The 15,425-nt window shown below is 69.1% G+C and carries 10 protein-coding genes and 7 pseudogenes; 10 read left to right on the top strand and 7 right to left on the bottom strand.

Annotated features, from left to right (window positions below):
• Window positions 1–38 precede the first annotated feature (38 nt).
• Both IF00_RS0139690 and IF00_RS0139685 read left to right on the top strand, forming a co-directional pair.
• A complete protein-coding gene (locus IF00_RS0139690) occupies window positions 39–929 on the top strand; it encodes an alpha/beta fold hydrolase (RefSeq protein ID WP_030326869.1) in 891 nt (296 codons plus the stop codon).
• Window positions 930–1,363: 434 nt separating this feature from the next.
• Window positions 1,364–2,635: a low temperature requirement protein A gene (locus tag IF00_RS0139685; protein WP_030326867.1), complete on the top strand. Its 1,272-nt coding sequence runs from the start codon at window positions 1,364–1,366 to the stop codon at window positions 2,633–2,635.
• Window positions 2,636–3,098: 463 nt separating this feature from the next.
• Here IF00_RS0139685 and IF00_RS46600 read toward each other — a convergent pair.
• Window positions 3,099–3,412: pseudogene (locus IF00_RS46600) on the bottom strand (Tn3 family transposase); the annotation flags it as partial.
• Window positions 3,413–3,452: 40 nt separating this feature from the next.
• On the bottom strand, window positions 3,453–4,043 hold the full coding sequence (locus IF00_RS0139675; protein ID WP_030326863.1) for a TetR/AcrR family transcriptional regulator: 591 nt from the start codon (window positions 4,041–4,043) through the stop codon (window positions 3,453–3,455).
• Window positions 4,044–4,142: 99 nt separating this feature from the next.
• Between IF00_RS0139675 and IF00_RS0139670 the strand changes: the two genes are divergently transcribed.
• Both IF00_RS0139670 and IF00_RS42160 read left to right on the top strand, forming a co-directional pair.
• Window positions 4,143–4,574, top strand: a complete 432-nt coding sequence (locus IF00_RS0139670) for a tautomerase family protein (protein WP_030326861.1) — start codon at window positions 4,143–4,145, stop codon at window positions 4,572–4,574.
• Window positions 4,567–5,599, top strand: a pseudogene (locus IF00_RS42160) (zinc-dependent alcohol dehydrogenase). Before IF00_RS0139670 ends, IF00_RS42160 begins: the two are co-directional and overlap by 8 nt.
• Window positions 5,600–5,836: 237 nt before the next feature.
• Here the strand turns inward: IF00_RS42160 and IF00_RS47485 are convergent.
• Together IF00_RS47485 and IF00_RS0139660 are read right to left on the bottom strand one after the other, a co-directional pair.
• Window positions 5,837–6,079 (bottom strand): annotated as a pseudogene (locus tag IF00_RS47485) (site-specific integrase); the annotation flags it as partial.
• A gap of 196 nt (window positions 6,080–6,275) precedes the next feature.
• Complete coding sequence (locus IF00_RS0139660; RefSeq protein ID WP_030326859.1) at window positions 6,276–6,929, bottom strand: YwqG family protein; 654 nt, start codon at window positions 6,927–6,929, stop codon at window positions 6,276–6,278.
• A gap of 159 nt (window positions 6,930–7,088) precedes the next feature.
• Here IF00_RS0139660 and IF00_RS42155 point away from each other — a divergent pair.
• Window positions 7,089–8,206 (top strand): annotated as a pseudogene (locus IF00_RS42155) (IS630 family transposase).
• A gap of 288 nt (window positions 8,207–8,494) precedes the next feature.
• On the opposite strand, the gene IF00_RS46595 reads toward IF00_RS42155, so the two are convergent.
• Window positions 8,495–8,671, bottom strand: coding sequence for a hypothetical protein (locus IF00_RS46595; RefSeq protein ID WP_209439851.1), 177 nt, complete (start codon window positions 8,669–8,671; stop codon window positions 8,495–8,497).
• A 313-nt stretch (window positions 8,672–8,984) separates the two neighbouring features.
• Here IF00_RS46595 and IF00_RS43090 point away from each other — a divergent pair, with 313 nt between their 5' ends.
• The 5 genes and pseudogenes from IF00_RS43090 to tpg all read left to right on the top strand — a co-directional run.
• Window positions 8,985–9,425, top strand: a complete 441-nt coding sequence (locus tag IF00_RS43090) for a DUF5959 family protein (protein ID WP_158710597.1) — start codon at window positions 8,985–8,987, stop codon at window positions 9,423–9,425.
• Between the two features lie 1,539 nt (window positions 9,426–10,964).
• Window positions 10,965–12,701, top strand: a complete 1,737-nt coding sequence (locus tag IF00_RS43085) for a serine/threonine protein kinase (protein WP_245234782.1) — start codon at window positions 10,965–10,967, stop codon at window positions 12,699–12,701.
• Window positions 12,683–13,789: a serine/threonine-protein kinase gene (locus IF00_RS0139625; protein ID WP_051820885.1), complete on the top strand. Its 1,107-nt coding sequence runs from the start codon at window positions 12,683–12,685 to the stop codon at window positions 13,787–13,789. The genes IF00_RS43085 and IF00_RS0139625 overlap by 19 nt, the downstream gene beginning before the upstream one ends.
• Before the next feature lie 168 nt (window positions 13,790–13,957).
• A pseudogene (locus IF00_RS47945) lies at window positions 13,958–14,068 on the top strand (IS630 family transposase); the annotation flags it as partial.
• Window positions 14,069–14,087: 19 nt separating this feature from the next.
• Window positions 14,088–14,255, top strand: a pseudogene (gene tpg, locus IF00_RS47475) (telomere-protecting terminal protein Tpg); the annotation flags it as partial.
• Here the strand turns inward: tpg and IF00_RS47470 are convergent.
• Both IF00_RS47470 and IF00_RS0139615 read right to left on the bottom strand, forming a co-directional pair.
• Window positions 14,246–14,414, bottom strand: a pseudogene (locus tag IF00_RS47470) (transposase); the annotation flags it as partial. The pseudogenes tpg and IF00_RS47470 overlap by 10 nt on opposite strands.
• Before the next feature lie 101 nt (window positions 14,415–14,515).
• A complete protein-coding gene (locus tag IF00_RS0139615) occupies window positions 14,516–15,286 on the bottom strand; it encodes an IS5/IS1182 family transposase (RefSeq protein ID WP_030326850.1) in 771 nt (256 codons plus the stop codon).
• Window positions 15,287–15,425: the final 139 nt, after the last annotated feature.

Below are 15,425 nucleotides of genomic sequence, written 5' to 3'. Positions count from 1 at the left end.
CCACCACCCCCTACCCTCCACACCCCCAGGAACCGATCATGAGCGCACCGCGCAGTTCCCCCACCCCCACGCTCGCCCCGTCGTCGTACAAAGATGCACCGACCCGTTCGGTGTCCGTGCGCGGTGTCGACTTCGTCTACCGCCGGCTCGGCCCGGAAGGAGGCGGCGTACCACTGATCCTGCTCCACCACCTGACCGCTGTCCTGGACAACTGGGACCCCCGCGTCGTCGACGGACTCGCCGCCCGGCGCCAGGTGATCGCCTTCGACAACCGCGGAGTCGGCGCGTCGGGCGGCTCCACCCCCGACACCATCGAAGCGATGGCCCGCGACGCGGTGCTGTTCATCCGAGCCCTGGGCTTCGAGCAGGTCGACCTGATCGGCCTGTCGATGGGCGGCTTCATCGCCCAGGTCATCGCAGCCGAGGAACCACAGCTGGTGCGTAGGGTCGTCCTCGCGGGCACCGGCCCCGCCGGAGGCTCCGGCATCGACAAGGTCACCGGACTCATCCTCCGGGACATCCTGAAGGGTTTCCTGACGCGCAAGGACCCCAAGCAGTTCCTCTTCTTCACTGACACCGAACACGGCCGACGCGAAGCACGCGCCTTCCTCGAACGGCTGAAGGAACGCACAAGCGACCGCGACAGGGCCATCTCGCTGACGTCGTTCCGCGCCCAGCTCAAGGCCATTCACCGATGGGGCCTCCAGGCGCCGGCGGACCTGTCGCGCATCCACCAGCCAGTCCTGGTGGCCAACGGCGAGAGCGACAGGATGGTGCCGAGCGAGAACACCCTCGACCTCGCCGCACGCCTGCCCCGGAGCGAACTCGTCCCCCTCTACCCGGACGCCGGTCACGGCGGGATCTTCCAGTTCCACAACGAGTTCGTGGCCAGAGCCCTCGGATTCCTCGAAGCACAGCCCGAGGCCTGACCCCTGACGCCCTTTCCCCCGCCGCCGCCTCGCCCCAGGTGCGACCGGGCCCGGGCGAGCCAGCCTGCCCCGATCAGACGCCTCCTGTGCGCCGGCATTCCCATCGGCGCCCCGAGAGTGCCCTCGGCATCGCACGCCAGATCCACCCCGTCACCTGGCCACAAGCCCGCCGACGCCCAGCCTCGAAGTCACCCCCCGAAGGACTTACGACGCAGACCACTGAGCCAGCGGTCATGGTCTCTGGTGCGTAGACGTAGACGAGCACGTCAGGGACCGAGCACCGACGTACGTCCAGGAGAGGCCGCTGCCCGAATAGCCGCATCCCGCGATGCTGCTGGGGATCGGGCGGGTACGGTGTTTCGCCGTTGTCGCCCGTGGGCTCTGCGTCGGCAGTGCGGCCGGGCGGGCAGGGCAGTGTCGGAAATACTGTCGCCATGAACGATTCCCCATCCATCGGCAAGTTCGGTCTGTCGCGACGGCTGGTCCCCATGACCGGCCGTGACCCGGAAGAGCATGGCCGGACCGCCTCGCCGCTGGAGCTGTTGTTCGACCTGACCTTCGTGGTCGCCGTCGGCACGGCGGCGTTCCAGTTCGCCGAGATGGTTGCCGAGGGGCATGTCGGCCAGGCCGTCATCGCGTTCGTCCTGGCGATGTTCGCGATCAGTATTGCCTGGATCAGCTTCAGCTGGTTCGCCTCTGCCTTCGCAACCGACGACTGGCTCTACCGGGCCGTGACGATGCTGCAGATGATCGGCGTCGTCGTGTTCTCTCTCGGCCTGCCCGCGATGTTCCACTCCGTCGAGGAGGGCGGCCACCTCGAACTGCGTGCCATGGTCATCGGCTACGTCGTGATGCGGATCGCGATGGTGCTCCAGTGGTGGCGCGCCGCCCGCCAGTCCCCGTCGTTCCACGACGTCGGCATGGCCAACATCCGCTGGACGGTGATCGTCCAGGCCGGTTGGATCGTCGTGGCCTTCGTGCACATGCCGATCGGCGCCGTCTTCGCCGCGTTCGGCGTCCTGGGCGCCCTCGAACTCGTCCTGCCGGTGCTTACGCAGGGCTCCGCGGGCGGCACCCCCTGGCACCCGCACCACGTCGCCGAACGATACGGACTCTTCGCGATCATCGTCCTCGGCGAGGGCGTCGTCGGTACCGTCGCCTCCTCCGGCGACCTCCTGGGCGGCGGGGACGGCACACACTGGACGTGGAACGCCATCGCCGTCGTCATCGCCGGTGTCGGCCTGACTTTCGGCATGTGGTGGATGTATTTCCTGACGCCGTTCGGCGACATCCTGGCGCACCGCCGCGACCGCGGATACCTCTTCGGCTACGGCCACATCCCCCTGTTCGTCGGCGTCGCCGGAGCCGGCGCCGGGCTGCACGTGGCAGGCCTGTACATGGAACACCACGCCAAGATCTCCGGCACCGCCGTCGTCGTCTCCCTCGCCATCCCGGTCGGCCTCTACATGCTGATGGTCTACCTCCTGCACACCCTGCTGCTGTCCACGGCAGATCGCTTCCACATCCTTCTGGTCACCCTCACCATCGCCGTACTGCTCACGGCAGTCCTCCTGGCCGCCGCCGGCGTGGCCATCGCGGTATGCCTGCTGGTAGTCATGCTCGCGCCGTTCGTCACCGTGATCGGCTACGAGACGATCGGCCACCGCCACCAACAGCAGATGCTCGAAGAGCTCGGTACGCAGTAGGCATCGGCGGGGCTCGGTCGGTTCAGCTAGCCGGGTGGTCCGGGCCGCCGGCTCGGAGTGGTCGTCCGGGCCCTGCTCGCCGGGTAATCGACAGTCCCTCCTCGAAGCCGACTTCCACGAGCGATCTGGCTGCCGATTCCTGGCCGGGGCTGTACGCGTTGAGAGGGCGAAGCCCCCCACGTGGGGTCCTGTGCGGTCCCCGGCTCTCATTCCTGCGCGGCGTCGGCGCCGTGTCAGTGTCCCCGGCGCCGAAGGTCCCTGGACTCCCGAGCGGTCAGGGCCTTCGTGTTTTTGGCGCCGTGAGGTGTGGGCCGGGAGTGGTGGGGGGTCCCGGATCGGGGCTCAACCACGGTGACAATCCGGCACCCCTGGAACGCGGCGGCAATACCGCCGCGGGAGTCTCGGGTGCGGGGTGAGGTCAGCGGCTGGGCCAGGGGTAGCGCGGGAGACGCCAGGAGTGCCTCTACTCCTCGTCGAGCCCGAGCCCGGCGGCATCATGGTCGCGCAGCGGGCGCAGGGCATCGGCGGCCGGGGGAGGCGACGAAGCGGTAGCGGCCGAGCACGTTGAGGTTGCGGTGCTTCAGCGGGGAGAGCCGGGCGATGTCCTTGTCCCGCAGCTCGTGGCCTTCTGATCGGAGCTGGGCGAGGCGTCCATGTACTTCGTGGTCCAGAGCACGATGGCGTTGAGGACCAGGCTCAGCGCGCCGAGCTGGTCCTCCAGACCGTCGCGGTTCGCCTGGTGGATGGTGCCGCGCTTGCGTGGCACACGTCGCGGGCCGTCGGCCGCGCCGCGAACAAGCACCCCTCGGCGAGGCCCTCAGTGCTTGATCGTGGCGTCGATGAGGGCCTGGAGCTGCGCCGCGGTGCGGTCCAGGGGTTCGGTGCTGCGCTTGGCGCGGCACAGGGCCACGGTGCCCTCGACGGCTGCGACGATGAGCGTGGCGACCTGCGCCGCCTGCTCGGCGCCTGCGCCGTGCGCACGCAGGGAGTCGGCGAGCAGCCCCTCCCACTGGTCGAAGACCTCGGCAGCGGCGGCCAGGGCGGGCGGCACCTCGTCAGCCGGGGGTTCCTCGATGGCCACGGCCAGGACGGGGCACCCGGCGTGGAAGTCGGTGTCGACGACGATCCCCCGCCACAGGGCCAGGAAGGCGCTCAGTCCGGCTGCCGGGCCGTCCGCGAGTTCCTTGCGCAGGCTGCGGGCGACCCATTCCCCCGTGTAGCGGACGGCCTCTGCGGCCAGCTGCTGCTTGCCCTCGGGGAAGTAGTGGTACGTCGAGCCGAGCGGCGCCTGGGCGTGCTTGGCCATCTCCCGGATGCTCGTGGCGCTCAGCCCGCGCCGGCTGATCATGTCGGCGGCGCCGGCCACGATCCGCTCGCGGGACGGCGTACCGCTGCTGCTCTTGGCCACCTGCACATCTCCTCTGGCTATAACGACCGTCATAGTCTACCGTGACCTCTCGTTATGACGATCGTCATAACGAGGTTGCCCAAGAATCGAGGAGCTGCCATGCCGAAGATCCGGTTGACCGCCCCGACCGGCGCCCTGACCGATCAGGGCCGCGCGACGATCCAGCAGGATCTCGCCACCGCGCTGCTGCGGTGGGAGGGCGCCCCCGACACCTCCTTCTTCCGGGCCCAGGCCTGGAGCTACCTCACCGAGCTGCCCGAGGGCGCGCAGAAGACGGCCGAGGACGACGCGCCCCGCTTCCTGGTCGAGGTGACGGTTCCCCAGGGGGCTCTGTCGGAGCGGCGCAAAGCGGGCCTGGTGGAGGAGGCCACTGCCACCGTGCTCGCGGCCGCCGGCCTGTCCCCGGACCAGGCGCTGCGGGTGTGGGTGCTCGTGCACGAGCAGCCCGAGGGCACCTGGGGCGCGGGCGGCTCCGTTGTCCGCTACGCCGACCTGATCACCCTGGCGAAGGGGCAGCGGGCCGATGCGTGAACTGACCTGCATCGCCCGCCGCACGGTCGAATGGCGCGAGGCGCCCGACCCCAGGGTCCGGCCCGGCCTGGAGGCGATCGTCGCCCCCCGTCGCCGCCACCTCCTCCTGCGACGTGGACTCCTCCACCCTCGCCGGGCACGGCTTCATTGACCCGCCGTTCGTCCTCGGCCACGAATGCGTCGCCCGCGTCACCGACATCGGTGACCAGGTCACCACCGTGGCCCCCGGCGACCTGGTCGTGGGGCCCTGGTCCATCAGCTGCGGCACCTGCACCCCCTGCCGCGGCGGGGATTCACCGCCCACTACGTCTCGGTCCCGCACATGGCCATGTACGGCGCGCCGATCGGCGGTAGCTGGGGAGGCCTCTTCTCCGACCTGGTCCGCGTCCCCTACGCCGACGCCATGCTCGTCCCACTGCCCACCGTCCTCGCCCCGGTTGCGATGGCCTCGGCCAGCGACAACTGGTCGCTGTTCGGGCGACTCGTCGCCCCCATCTCAAGGCCCGCCCCGGCGCCCGGGTCCTGGTCGTCGCCCGCGGCAGCATCGGCCTGTACGTGTGCGACATCGCCCGCGCCCTCGGCGCCTCCGACGTCCTGTATGTCGACCCCGCGCCGAGCACCGCAAGCTCGCCGAGGGCTTCGGCGCCCGTACCGCCGAGGCGATCGAGCCGATCCGGCACGGATTCGACATCGCCGTCGAGGCCACCGGCCGCGTCGACCAGCTCGCCCTCGCCCTCGGTTCCCTCGCCCCCGAGGGCATCTGCGAATCGGCCGGCAACCACTTCCGCCCCGGCGAGCTGCCGCTCCTGGGCATGTACCTCACCGGCGTCACCCTGCGCATCGCCCGCGACAACGTCCGCGCCCACATGCCCGATGCCCTCGCCCTCGCCGCCTCCGGAAAGGTCTTCCCCGACCACGTCGTCTCCCACGTCCTCGACTGGGAACAACTCCCCGACGCACTGCCTGAGAAGCGGCTGAAGCCCGTCTTCGTACGGGACATCGACCCTGCCCCGGCCCCGAGCTGATCCCCGCCGCCCGGCCGCAGCATGCGGCCACGCACCGTAAGCCCTATGACATCGCCCCTGCCCCACCCCTCCGCCACCAGCACCGCCCCCGAGCAGCGAGACGAGGAGGAGCTTCACCAGCGACGGACGGCTATCGCCGCACTCGGCCACGAGCTGCGCGTCCGAGCATGCCCGGGCTCTGTTTCCCAGCCTGCGAAGCGCCCCGCGATAAGGCCGCTCCGCCCCGGCAGGAGCCGTTCAGCGGCGGCTGTCTCCCGGAGCGAGCAGAGCCGTGAGCTCGGCGATCGCTTCCGGGGACGGCCTTGAAGTGCCGGCGGACGTTCTCCGGCTTCTTGTACCGGGACTTCGCCATCAGCATCAGCAGCGACGCTCCCTGCTCACCGAGGTGAGTCAGGGGGGGGAGCGGCGGTACTCGTGCAGGTCCGAGCCGGTGCCCGGCCCGCGTACGGCGGTGTGCTCGTCCAGCAGAGCCCGGGCCTGCCACCTGCACAGCTACCGGCTCGCCGCCGAGGCCGGCGAGAACGAACTCGCCGCCACCGCTTGGTCTTCACGCACCAGACAACTCGCGCCGCCTTCCGCATGTCCCAGACGGCCAAGATCAATCGCAGGGCAGCCCGCAAGCCTCCGTCGGCTCTGGCACAGCGGCTGACGGAGCGTCGGCTTCGGTGCGGCCTGCTCAGCCTGTGAGGAAGGCACCTTCGCAGCAAGCGCGGCATACGAAGACGTAGCCCAGCTGGCCGCCGAGATTCATCTCGGTCTGCGCGGAGATCCCTGCCTCTAGATGTGCCGCGAATTCCATCGGGCCGGTGCAGCAGGGGCATGCAGGCAGTCGGTCGTCCTCAAGGTAGGAGGGGCTGCCTCCGAGTGACCCGAGCACTTCGCGTTGCCTCCCGAATCGTTCTTCGGGTTCCCGCTTCCATCCCGAACGGGCAAGGTCGTATGCGTCAGGCGCGAGTTCGTCGTGGTCGTCGTTCTCTTCGGGGCCGAGCGTCACGACGTGGCTGCGGATGGCTGAGGTGGTGGGGAGTAGCGTCACACCCGTCTCGGGCACGGACACCGGCTGCAGTTCCTCCCGGGGAAACAGGTAGACCCGGTTCGCGCCGGAAGTCGCGTCCCAGAAATCACATGCGCCGGGGTCGTTCTGGCACACGAATACCGACAGGACGCCGTCCTCGATGGGGAGATGGGCGAAGAACTGCAGCGGCCCTCCGCAGCCGGAGCCGCACAGGGGCCAGGTGAATCCTGCAGGAGCCAGCGGCACGCCCCCGGTACGCGGGACGTCGGAGTGGGCCGGTGCGGTGCCGTCGTAGATCATCAGAGTTGTCTGCATGGCGAGAGGCTACGGGCTGCCTATGACGTGGGAGCCTCGATGCCGTCCACTCCAGCGGTTGTGCTACTAGCTAGTGCTGCTCTGACCACATAGGTTCGCCTGGTCGGTGGTCGTGGCGGTCGGATGTGCGGTGACGTCCGATCCGACCGCCGAGGCGCGGTGGCCGAGCCTGTCCGTGTGCGCAGACTGACGGACCAGGAGGTGCAGAAGCTGCAGCAGGTCGTCCGCCGGGCAGCACCAACTCGGTGCGCTAGCGGCGCGCGATGATGCTGCTGGCCTCGGCCGGCGGGAACCGGGTACCGGTGATCGCCCGGCTGCTACGAGCCGACGAGGACACCATCCGAGATGTGATCCACCGCTTCAACGAGATCGGACTGGCCTGCCTGGACCCTCGGTGGGCGGGAGGCCGTCCCCGCCAACTCAGCCATGACTGAGCGGACTTCGTCATCCAGACGGCCACCACCCGCCCCGCCAAGCTCGGCCAGCCCTTCACCCGCTGGTCACTGCGTATAGTCGTCGCCTACCTACGGAAAAGCCACGGCCGGGTGATTCGCATCGGCCGCGAGACGTTACGCGGCCTGCTCGCCCGCCGCGGTGTCACCTTTCAGCGCACCAAGACCTGGAAGGATTTCCCGGACCCCGAGCGCGAGGCGAAACTGGACCGGATCGAGGAGGTCCTTGACCGCTTCCCGGACCGGGTCGCCTTCGACGAGTTCGGCCCCCTCGGGATCCGACCGACCGGAGGCAGCTGCTGGGCCACGCAGACCAGGCCCGACCGGGTGCCGGCCGCCTACCGCCGCACCCACGGAGTGCGGTACTTCCACGGCTGCTACTCGGTCGGCGGCGACACCCTTTGGGGCGTCAACCGCCGCAGGAAGGGCGTTGCCAACACGCTGGCCGCACTGAAGTCGATCCGCGCCGCCCGCCCCGACGGCGCACCCATCTACGTGATCCTGGACAACCTGTCCGCCCACAAAGGCGCCGACATCCGCCGCTGGGCCAGGAAACACAAGGTCGAACTGTGCTTCACCCCGACCTACGCGTCCTGGGCCAACCCGATCGAAGCCCACTTCGGACCACTGCGGCAGTTCACCATCGCCAACTCCCACCACCCCAACCACACCGTGCAGACACGTACCCTGCACGCCTACCTGCGCTGGCGCAACGCCAACGCCCGCCACCGCCACGTCCTGGCCGCTGACCGCAGGGAACGCGCCCGCGTCCGCAGCAAGAAGGGCATCCGCTGGGGCGGACGCCCCCTCAACACGGCAGCCTGACCAACCGCGAACTTAGACCGTGTCCTATGTGGTGAGACGGTCGTTGGGTTTGTCATGGGGCGGGGCACGTGGAGTCGGATCGTTCCGGACGCCCGTCCCGGTCGCGCCGGCCGGTTTGACCCGCAGGGCCAGGAGTTTCGTCGCGTGTGAAGGCATCCGTGTTGCCCGGCAGGACATCGAGCGTCACCGCCACGCCTGGCTCGAGCACGGTGTCCCGGCCGCGGAGGTCGATCGCGCCGTGGCTTTCGAGGACCGTCGGGGCGGTGTCGCGCTGCCGCCGGCGCCGTTTTACGAGAGCGGCCCGCGCGTCCTGGGCGCGGACGTTCCCGAAGGCTCGGCCAATGAGGGCTGGTGGATCCCGGCCGAGGACTGCCGCTCGAGGCTGGTGTTGCCGGAGCTGCGCTGGAACTCCGCCTCGAGGGCCGCCCGCTGGAACGCGGTCTGGAGCGCCGCGAGGGTCGACACGGGTGGCCAGGACGCCTTGGGTGTGCGGCTCGCGGGTGGGCAGCGAGGCCTGCGGGAGCGGGGACCCCCTGGTGTCGAGCCGGCCGATGCTGTCGGCCATCGCGTCCTGTGCGTCACTCACCGCGGTCCGCTCCGAGCTGCAGGGGGCAGACTCACAACCTGCTCGAATCCTCGGAGCTGGCGTACGGGGCCGGGATCCGTCGCTCCTTGGCAGCTCCAGCCCAAAGCGGCTTCTGCGGCCACGCTGTACCCGACCGCAGACCTGTACGCTGCACGGCAAAAAGGCTGGGTTGCCAACACCCTGGGGTGGGACATGGAAGATCGTGAGCGGTTTACATTGCTGCGGATCACTGGCAAGTACGGCGGCAGCGTGGCCATTGAACTCGATGAATCCGGATTGTCCGGCATTCCGGACACTAGCGGCGAGCTGATGGTGCACAACGACTTCGTGGCCGGACTCACTCGCACCTACGTCGAGCCGTACGACCTCGCTCCCTGGGAACACGTGCTGGATGAAGTCGAGGCCGGACGAGACTCGGTGTGGCGCGAGCACGCCCGAGTAGCCGCGATTGGCATCCAACTCGTGGACAGGGAACACGACCAGGACCAGATCACTGTCACGGTCGCCGACCAGCAGGCAACACGGGTGGCCATCGGCCTGGAAGTGAACCGCGGTTGGATCGAGGAACAACGTGAGATGCTCCATGGAATCCGCGAGGCGTGGAAGCACGTGCACCCGACCGTACTGCGGTAGCCGCCTCGGTATGGCAGCGGAGTGTGGCTCTATCCACCATTAGTGGCTCTGGCACAACTTCTGCGACCCGGTCACCCTGAGTGACAGCCGGACCTTTTCGAGCCGTCCGCGAAGTCGCCCGAAAATGTCCCGTCGGCCCGAGAGCGCCGAAGCCACCGATGCCACGGCCGTTCACGGGCCCGATGCCACGGCCTGGCGGCGGGCATGCTCGCAGGGGTCGATCTCCAGCCGAGGGCGGCATCGGGCAAGCCGCCGTACGCCACGGGGTCCGCGACGCGATCGTCTGCGCGAGAGCCACCGGTTTGCCCCCGTCGAGGTCAGCTCGACCGAGAGCTCCATCTGATCCTGGACGGGGTGAGGACCTCGGCGGGCAGTGTCCACAGCCCGAGCGCGCCACGCGCCGGGAGGGGCTGGGGGAGGGGCGCGACGTCGCGGAGGATCAGGTGCCAGAGGCCAGAAAGCCCCAGCGGTCGCGGCAGCCGTCCGCGCCCTGGTGGCAGGAGACGGGGACGGCGGCGGCGAGAACGGCGCCGCGGGTGTCTGGCCAGGCACGCCTGCCGAGGTCGGCGGCGGTGGCGTCCGGGGTCTCCAGGAACTGATCCGCAGCCGTCCCGCTCAGTAGCGGTAGTCGGGCCAGTGCGGGTCCTCCCAGCGGGCGGGCCGGTGAGGCCGATGAGGCGGATCCGGTGGAGCGGGTCCTCGTGGGTGCCCTGCGGGCCGAGGCAGGCGGGCGCGTGCCGGACCAGCCACGCGCCGAGTTCGAGGCGGAATACCTCCTCGTTCTCCTCCTCCCAGGCGTGCCAGGGGAGTTCGTCGCCCAGCAGGTCGTAGTTCCAGTGTCCGGCGGCCTCGGCCAGGTGCCGGTGGGCCACGGGGTCGTCGAGTGCCTCCCAGACCGCGAGCCACGGGCCGAGGGCGTCGGAAGCCTCCGTGCACAGGGCCAGCAGTTCATGGACGGGGTAGGCGGGGTCCGGGTTGGTCAGGGCGCCGCTGCATGGGAAAGCGACCGGGATCAGCTCGCTTTGCGGTAGGCGCCGGCGGGCCGGCGACGCGTCGGTCGTAGCGGGTGTTGATGTGGTCGAGGACGGGCTCCAGGGAGAGCCGGGTGCCAACGCGGGCACTTGCCACAAGTCCCGCGAGCTGCGCCGCAACAAATGGCTCAAGGAGCTGTCCAGCCGATCATGCTGGCAACGAGACGGACACCATGCTCTGCCTGTGGGTGGAGCCGTGGGGAACCGATCACTGGATGCGTCCGGGCGAGGAGTTCACCGTCGTGACGCAAACAGCGCCCGAGGAGTCCCCGTTCTATGTCGTCGTTCACAGGTCCCACAAGTGCTTCTCCTCGGCCTCCTCCTCAGAGGTGTAACCGCCCACGGGAGGCCTCCCGGCCGCCCGTGCCTCCCGTTTGCGGATGCGCCGCACCGGGCGGGCCCGGCGGAGGTTCTACTAACCACGGCAGCGTCCGGTACGGGTATCCCCTGTTGTAGGTGAATGCCACCAGTTCTGCCCCGTCCGTGGATAGAGTTCACCTCCGTGCTCATGACACGTGGTCGCCGAAAGGATCTTGAGGTGGGGGAGCTGCCCAGCGGAGCGGACATCCAGCCTTTGGAGGACGATGATCCGGCCCGGCTAGGCCGATTCCCGTTGATCGGCCGCCTGGCAGCCGGTGGCATGGGGCGGGTGTACCTGGGCCGGTCACTCACTGACGGCATGCTGGTGGCTGTCAAGTCTCCCCTGGCACAGGCTGAAGTCAGTGCTGTCGACCGCAGGCGCTTCGCCCGCGAAGTTAAGGTGGCCCGGCGGGTGGAAGGCTTACGCACCGCACGCGTGCTGGGAGCGGATGCTGAAGCTGAACGGCCTTGGCTGGCCACCGAATACATTCCGGCGCCCTCGTTGGCGGAACTGGTCTCAGAAGCCGGAACGCTGGCCGGCACAGCGGCTCGGTGGGTGACGCGCGGAGCTGTGGAAGCGATCGCGGAGCTCCATCGGCACGGAATCGTACACAGGGACGTGAAGCCGCAAAATCTGCTGCTGCCTCTGAGTGGACCACGGCTGATCGACTTCGGGATCTCACACGCGGCTGACCTGACACGTACGCAGCTGACCTTGGGGACGGTGGCCTTCACCTCGCCAGAGCAGGCACGTGGCGAGCCTTCAACAGCTGCGTCGGACATCTACTCCCTGGGTGCGACCCTCTTCCACCTCGTCGTCGGCCGCGCTCCGTACCCGGCGGGTACGGAGATGCCGGCACTGCTCACCTTTGTGGCGGAGGCGAACCTCGACCTGACGGGCCTGCCCGGCGAACTCGCCCCAGTGGTGCGCGAGTGCCTCGCCCTGAGGCCCGGGGACCGGCCGACAGCCGAGAACCTTCTGCACAGCCTCACCACCGAACTGGCCGAGATGCCCACGCTGGCGAGTGCGGAAGGCTGGCTGCCCCGCCCCTGGACCGCGATCATCGAGGCCTACGCACGCCAGGGCCGCGAGCTCGCTGCCGATCCCCGCACAGCCCGCACCGCGCCCGAGGGGTCCGCGACATCGCGGGGCAGCACGCTGCCCTCAGGCCGCCCAGCGGCCCACTTCGCAGGAGCCGCCGCCGAACGCACGGCACACCTGCCCGCCACCCCCGAGGACGACACGCCGCAGCCTGGCGACCGACCCACGGAATCGCGGAGCCGTCGTGAGAGTGTCTTCGTGCGAGCCGTCCAAGGGCTTATGGCGTCCGCACTCTTGTTACTGGGCGGCGTACTGGCCTACGGCTACTACCAAAACCAGCAGGCCGAACAACCCGGGCCGGCCGACCTGGCCTTCGCCGAAATCAGGACCGGCGACTGCATCCAGACCGACCTCGATCCCGCGGGACGCTGGCTCGCCCCTTCACCCGAAACCACGGACTGCGCCGCACCCGGTGCTCACTGGCGCGTCGTTGCCTCCACCAGCAAGGCAGTACCGGACCGCTGCGGAGCCCCCTACTCCGCAGTAGCCTGGACCCGGTCCAGCCGCGCAGCCACCGTCAGTCTCTGCCTCGAACGGCTCTTCCACCCGGGCGAGTGCGTGATCGGCACCGAGCCCGACCCCGCAGCCCTCACCGAGGTCACGCCGCTCAGGAACGCGCCCGTCTTCGCCACGACTGTCCAGTGCTCGGATACGGCCCCCGACACCCTCGCTATCCTGCGCGTGCTGAAGTACGGACTGTCTGATACGACCTGTCCGCCACGGACTCAGGTCCGCTACAGGTTTCCCGAACGGGGACGGATACTGTGCCTGACGACAACCTGATCCTGCGTCCGCTGCACCGGGCAGACCCCACCTCGCTGGGACCGTACCAGCTTCTCGGACGCATCGGCGCGGGCGGCATGGGCCGCGTCTACCTCGCGAACCGGAACGGCGCCGAAGGCCTCTATGCCGTCAAAACTCTGCTGGTCGACGGCCTGACGACCGATGCGGACCGGGCCCGATTCGCCCGCGAGGTCAAGGTGGCCAGACGCGCAGCCGGACCCCGAACAGCTCGCGTGTTCGACGCGGACCCGCACGCCCCGCTGCCCTGGCTCGCGACGGAGTACGTCGCGGCACCTTCCCTGGGCGACCTCGTGGCACGCCGTGGAACCGCTCATCCCGCCGCCGCCGCACGCATCGTCGCCGACTGCGCCACCGCCCTGGAAGCACTGCACTCCACCGGCGTGATCCACCGCGATCTCAAACCGCACAACATCCTGCTGACCTCCCAGGGGATACGACTCATCGACTTCGGCATCTCACACGCCTCCGACCTGACCCGCACGCGTGTCACGCTCGGCACCGTCGCCTACATCGCTCCCGAACAAGCACGCGGGGAACCCGCCACAGCCGCCTGCGACATCTGGGCCCTGGGCGCCACACTCAGTACTCTGGCAGCCGGTCATCCCCCCTACCCCGACGCAGGCGACCCGGTGCGTCTCCTGGCACTTGTATCCCGCGCCACGGTCGACCTCAGCGACCTTCCCGCACCGCTCCGTCCGCTCGCAGAAGCGTGCCTGGTCCCCGATCCAGCCGACCGGCCCACCCCGGCAGAACTGCGCGTCTTGGCCGAGGGATGTGAAACCGCGCACCGGTCGTCCCGAACCGACGCGGCCGAGCCGCCCGATAGCTGGATCGCGCTGATATCCGACTACCAGAACGAAGGGGAACAGCTCAGGGACCAGCACGCCCCCGCTCTGCCAGTACCTGGCTACGAACGAACTCAGCGAATCGCGGGCCTGACGCCACAGGGCTGGAAAGCCGCCATCAGTATGATCTCCAACCTCACCGCGCTGATCGTCCTCGGGGCCGGAGGCCTGCTCACACTCATCACCATTGTCGCGGTCATCGTGATCGCCCTCTTCCCGTAGGAGCCGTCCGGCCGATCATGCTGCTCTTCAAGGGGCTGACGTGGCGAAGACGAGTGTGAGTAACGAGACGGACAGCATGCTCTGCCTGTGGGTGGAGCCATGGGGAACAGGTCACTGGATACGTCCGGGTGACGTGTTCACCGTAGTGACGCAGACAGCACCGAACTCTACTCGGTCGGCGACGACACACTGTGAGGCATCAACCGTCGCCGCAAGGGCATCGACCACACCTGGGCTGCCCTGCGGTCGATCCGATCCGCCGGCCCGGACGGCGCCCCGTGCATCAGGGCAGCAGTCGTGGCAGCCGCAGGTGAGGGCCAGGGCGCGCAGGGCTGCGGCGACGTCGGCGGGTCTGATGGTGGACGTCCGTGCCCGGTTCGGGTTCACCGCGGCGCCGGGTACCACCGACGACGCGCGCATGCGCCACCTCACCCTCGCTCTCCCGCCCGCACAGGCCGCCCGCCTCCATGGGCCGTAGCGCTCTGGCACGTCCCGGTCCGGAACTTCCACACGATCCCGTTCAGGACCCGGCGGTCGTCCAGCCGCTTCCGCCCCGCACCGACTCGGGCAGCAACGGCCGGACGAACTCCCACTCCGCATGCGACAGTTCATGGCGACGTATCACGCCACCATGATCCACCAGACAAGATCGTTTGAAGACACCGCCTAAAGGGTGTTGCAGAAGGTCCGGCTTCGGCAGGCTGAAGCGGCGTCTGATCTGCTGTATCACCGTGTCATGGCGAGGTTGTGCATGGCGGCGACCGCCTGGACGGCATGGTGAAGTCCGTCGCCTCGCTGTCGGCAGTCGCGCAGGTTCTTCCAGTTCTTCATCCGGGCGAAGGTGTGCTCGACACGGGCTCGCACCCTTCGATGCTCGGCGTTGTCCTCCTCCTGCCCGCGCAGGAGGGGGCGACCGGCTCCCCTGCGGTGCGGGACGATCAGGCCGGTGCAGAGGTAGGCGCCGTCCGCGATGACCGTCGTGCCCGACACCAGAGCGGGCAGGTCCGACTCCCGCCAGACATGCGCGTCGGCCTTGTTACCCGGCGCCGGCCGGGCCGCCGCGATGACCAGGCGGGTGTCTGCGTCGATGATGACCTGCACGTTTGCCGAGAACCGGTAGTTGCGGGACGAGGCGCCGACCTTGCGGTCGCGGACCGGAATCAGGGTGCCGTCCACGATCCACAGCCGTTCGGTGTCCGCCACCGGCCGCGGAGCCCGCTCGAGCGCCAGCAGCGGACGGAGCCGCTGGATGACCCGGCACACCGTCGCCGGCGAGATACCGAACAGCGGCGCGAGCTGCCGCATCGTGAGGTTCGTGCGGTAGTACACAGCCACCAGCAGCACCCGGTCCGGCAGCGGCAGACACCACGGCCGGCCGCCGCCGGTCCCGTTCCCGCCCCGTTCGCGTACCGCCTTCACCAGCTTCGCGAACCGATCCATCCGCAAGCCCGTGAACGTCTCAACCCACACAGACTCAGCCCGCAACACCCCACCCATACAGGCAAAATGCCCAGAACCGAGCCTTCTGCAACACCCTTTAGAGGCCATCTCATTTGGGGAGCCGGTAGGGTGCGGGCTCGTGGCGGGGATTGTTGAGCGGCTGGTGCCGGACGAGTTGTGGGAACTGTTCCAGCGA

The organism is Streptomyces flavochromogenes, assembly GCF_000717595.1.
GTDB lineage: Bacteria > Actinomycetota > Actinomycetes > Streptomycetales > Streptomycetaceae > Streptomyces > Streptomyces flavochromogenes.
This window is presented reverse-complemented; position numbering and strand designations above follow the sequence as displayed.

What these genes read in the sequence shown, in the direction of transcription:
- IF00_RS0139690 (WP_030326869.1), top strand. Translation starts at nt 39, where the DNA reads ATGAGCGCACCGCGCAGTTCCCCCACCCCCACGCTCGCCCCGTCGTCG.
- IF00_RS0139685 (WP_030326867.1), top strand. Translation starts at nt 1,364, where the DNA reads ATGAACGATTCCCCATCCATCGGCAAGTTCGGTCTGTCGCGACGGCTG.
- IF00_RS0139670 (WP_030326861.1), top strand. Translation starts at nt 4,143, where the DNA reads ATGCCGAAGATCCGGTTGACCGCCCCGACCGGCGCCCTGACCGATCAG.
- IF00_RS0139660 (WP_030326859.1), bottom strand. Translation starts at nt 6,929, where the DNA reads ATGCAGACAACTCTGATGATCTACGACGGCACCGCACCGGCCCACTCC.
- IF00_RS43090 (WP_158710597.1), top strand. Translation starts at nt 8,985, where the DNA reads ATGGAAGATCGTGAGCGGTTTACATTGCTGCGGATCACTGGCAAGTAC.
- IF00_RS43085 (WP_245234782.1), top strand. Translation starts at nt 10,965, where the DNA reads ATGACACGTGGTCGCCGAAAGGATCTTGAGGTGGGGGAGCTGCCCAGC.
- IF00_RS0139615 (WP_030326850.1), bottom strand. Translation starts at nt 15,286, where the DNA reads ATGGGTGGGGTGTTGCGGGCTGAGTCTGTGTGGGTTGAGACGTTCACG.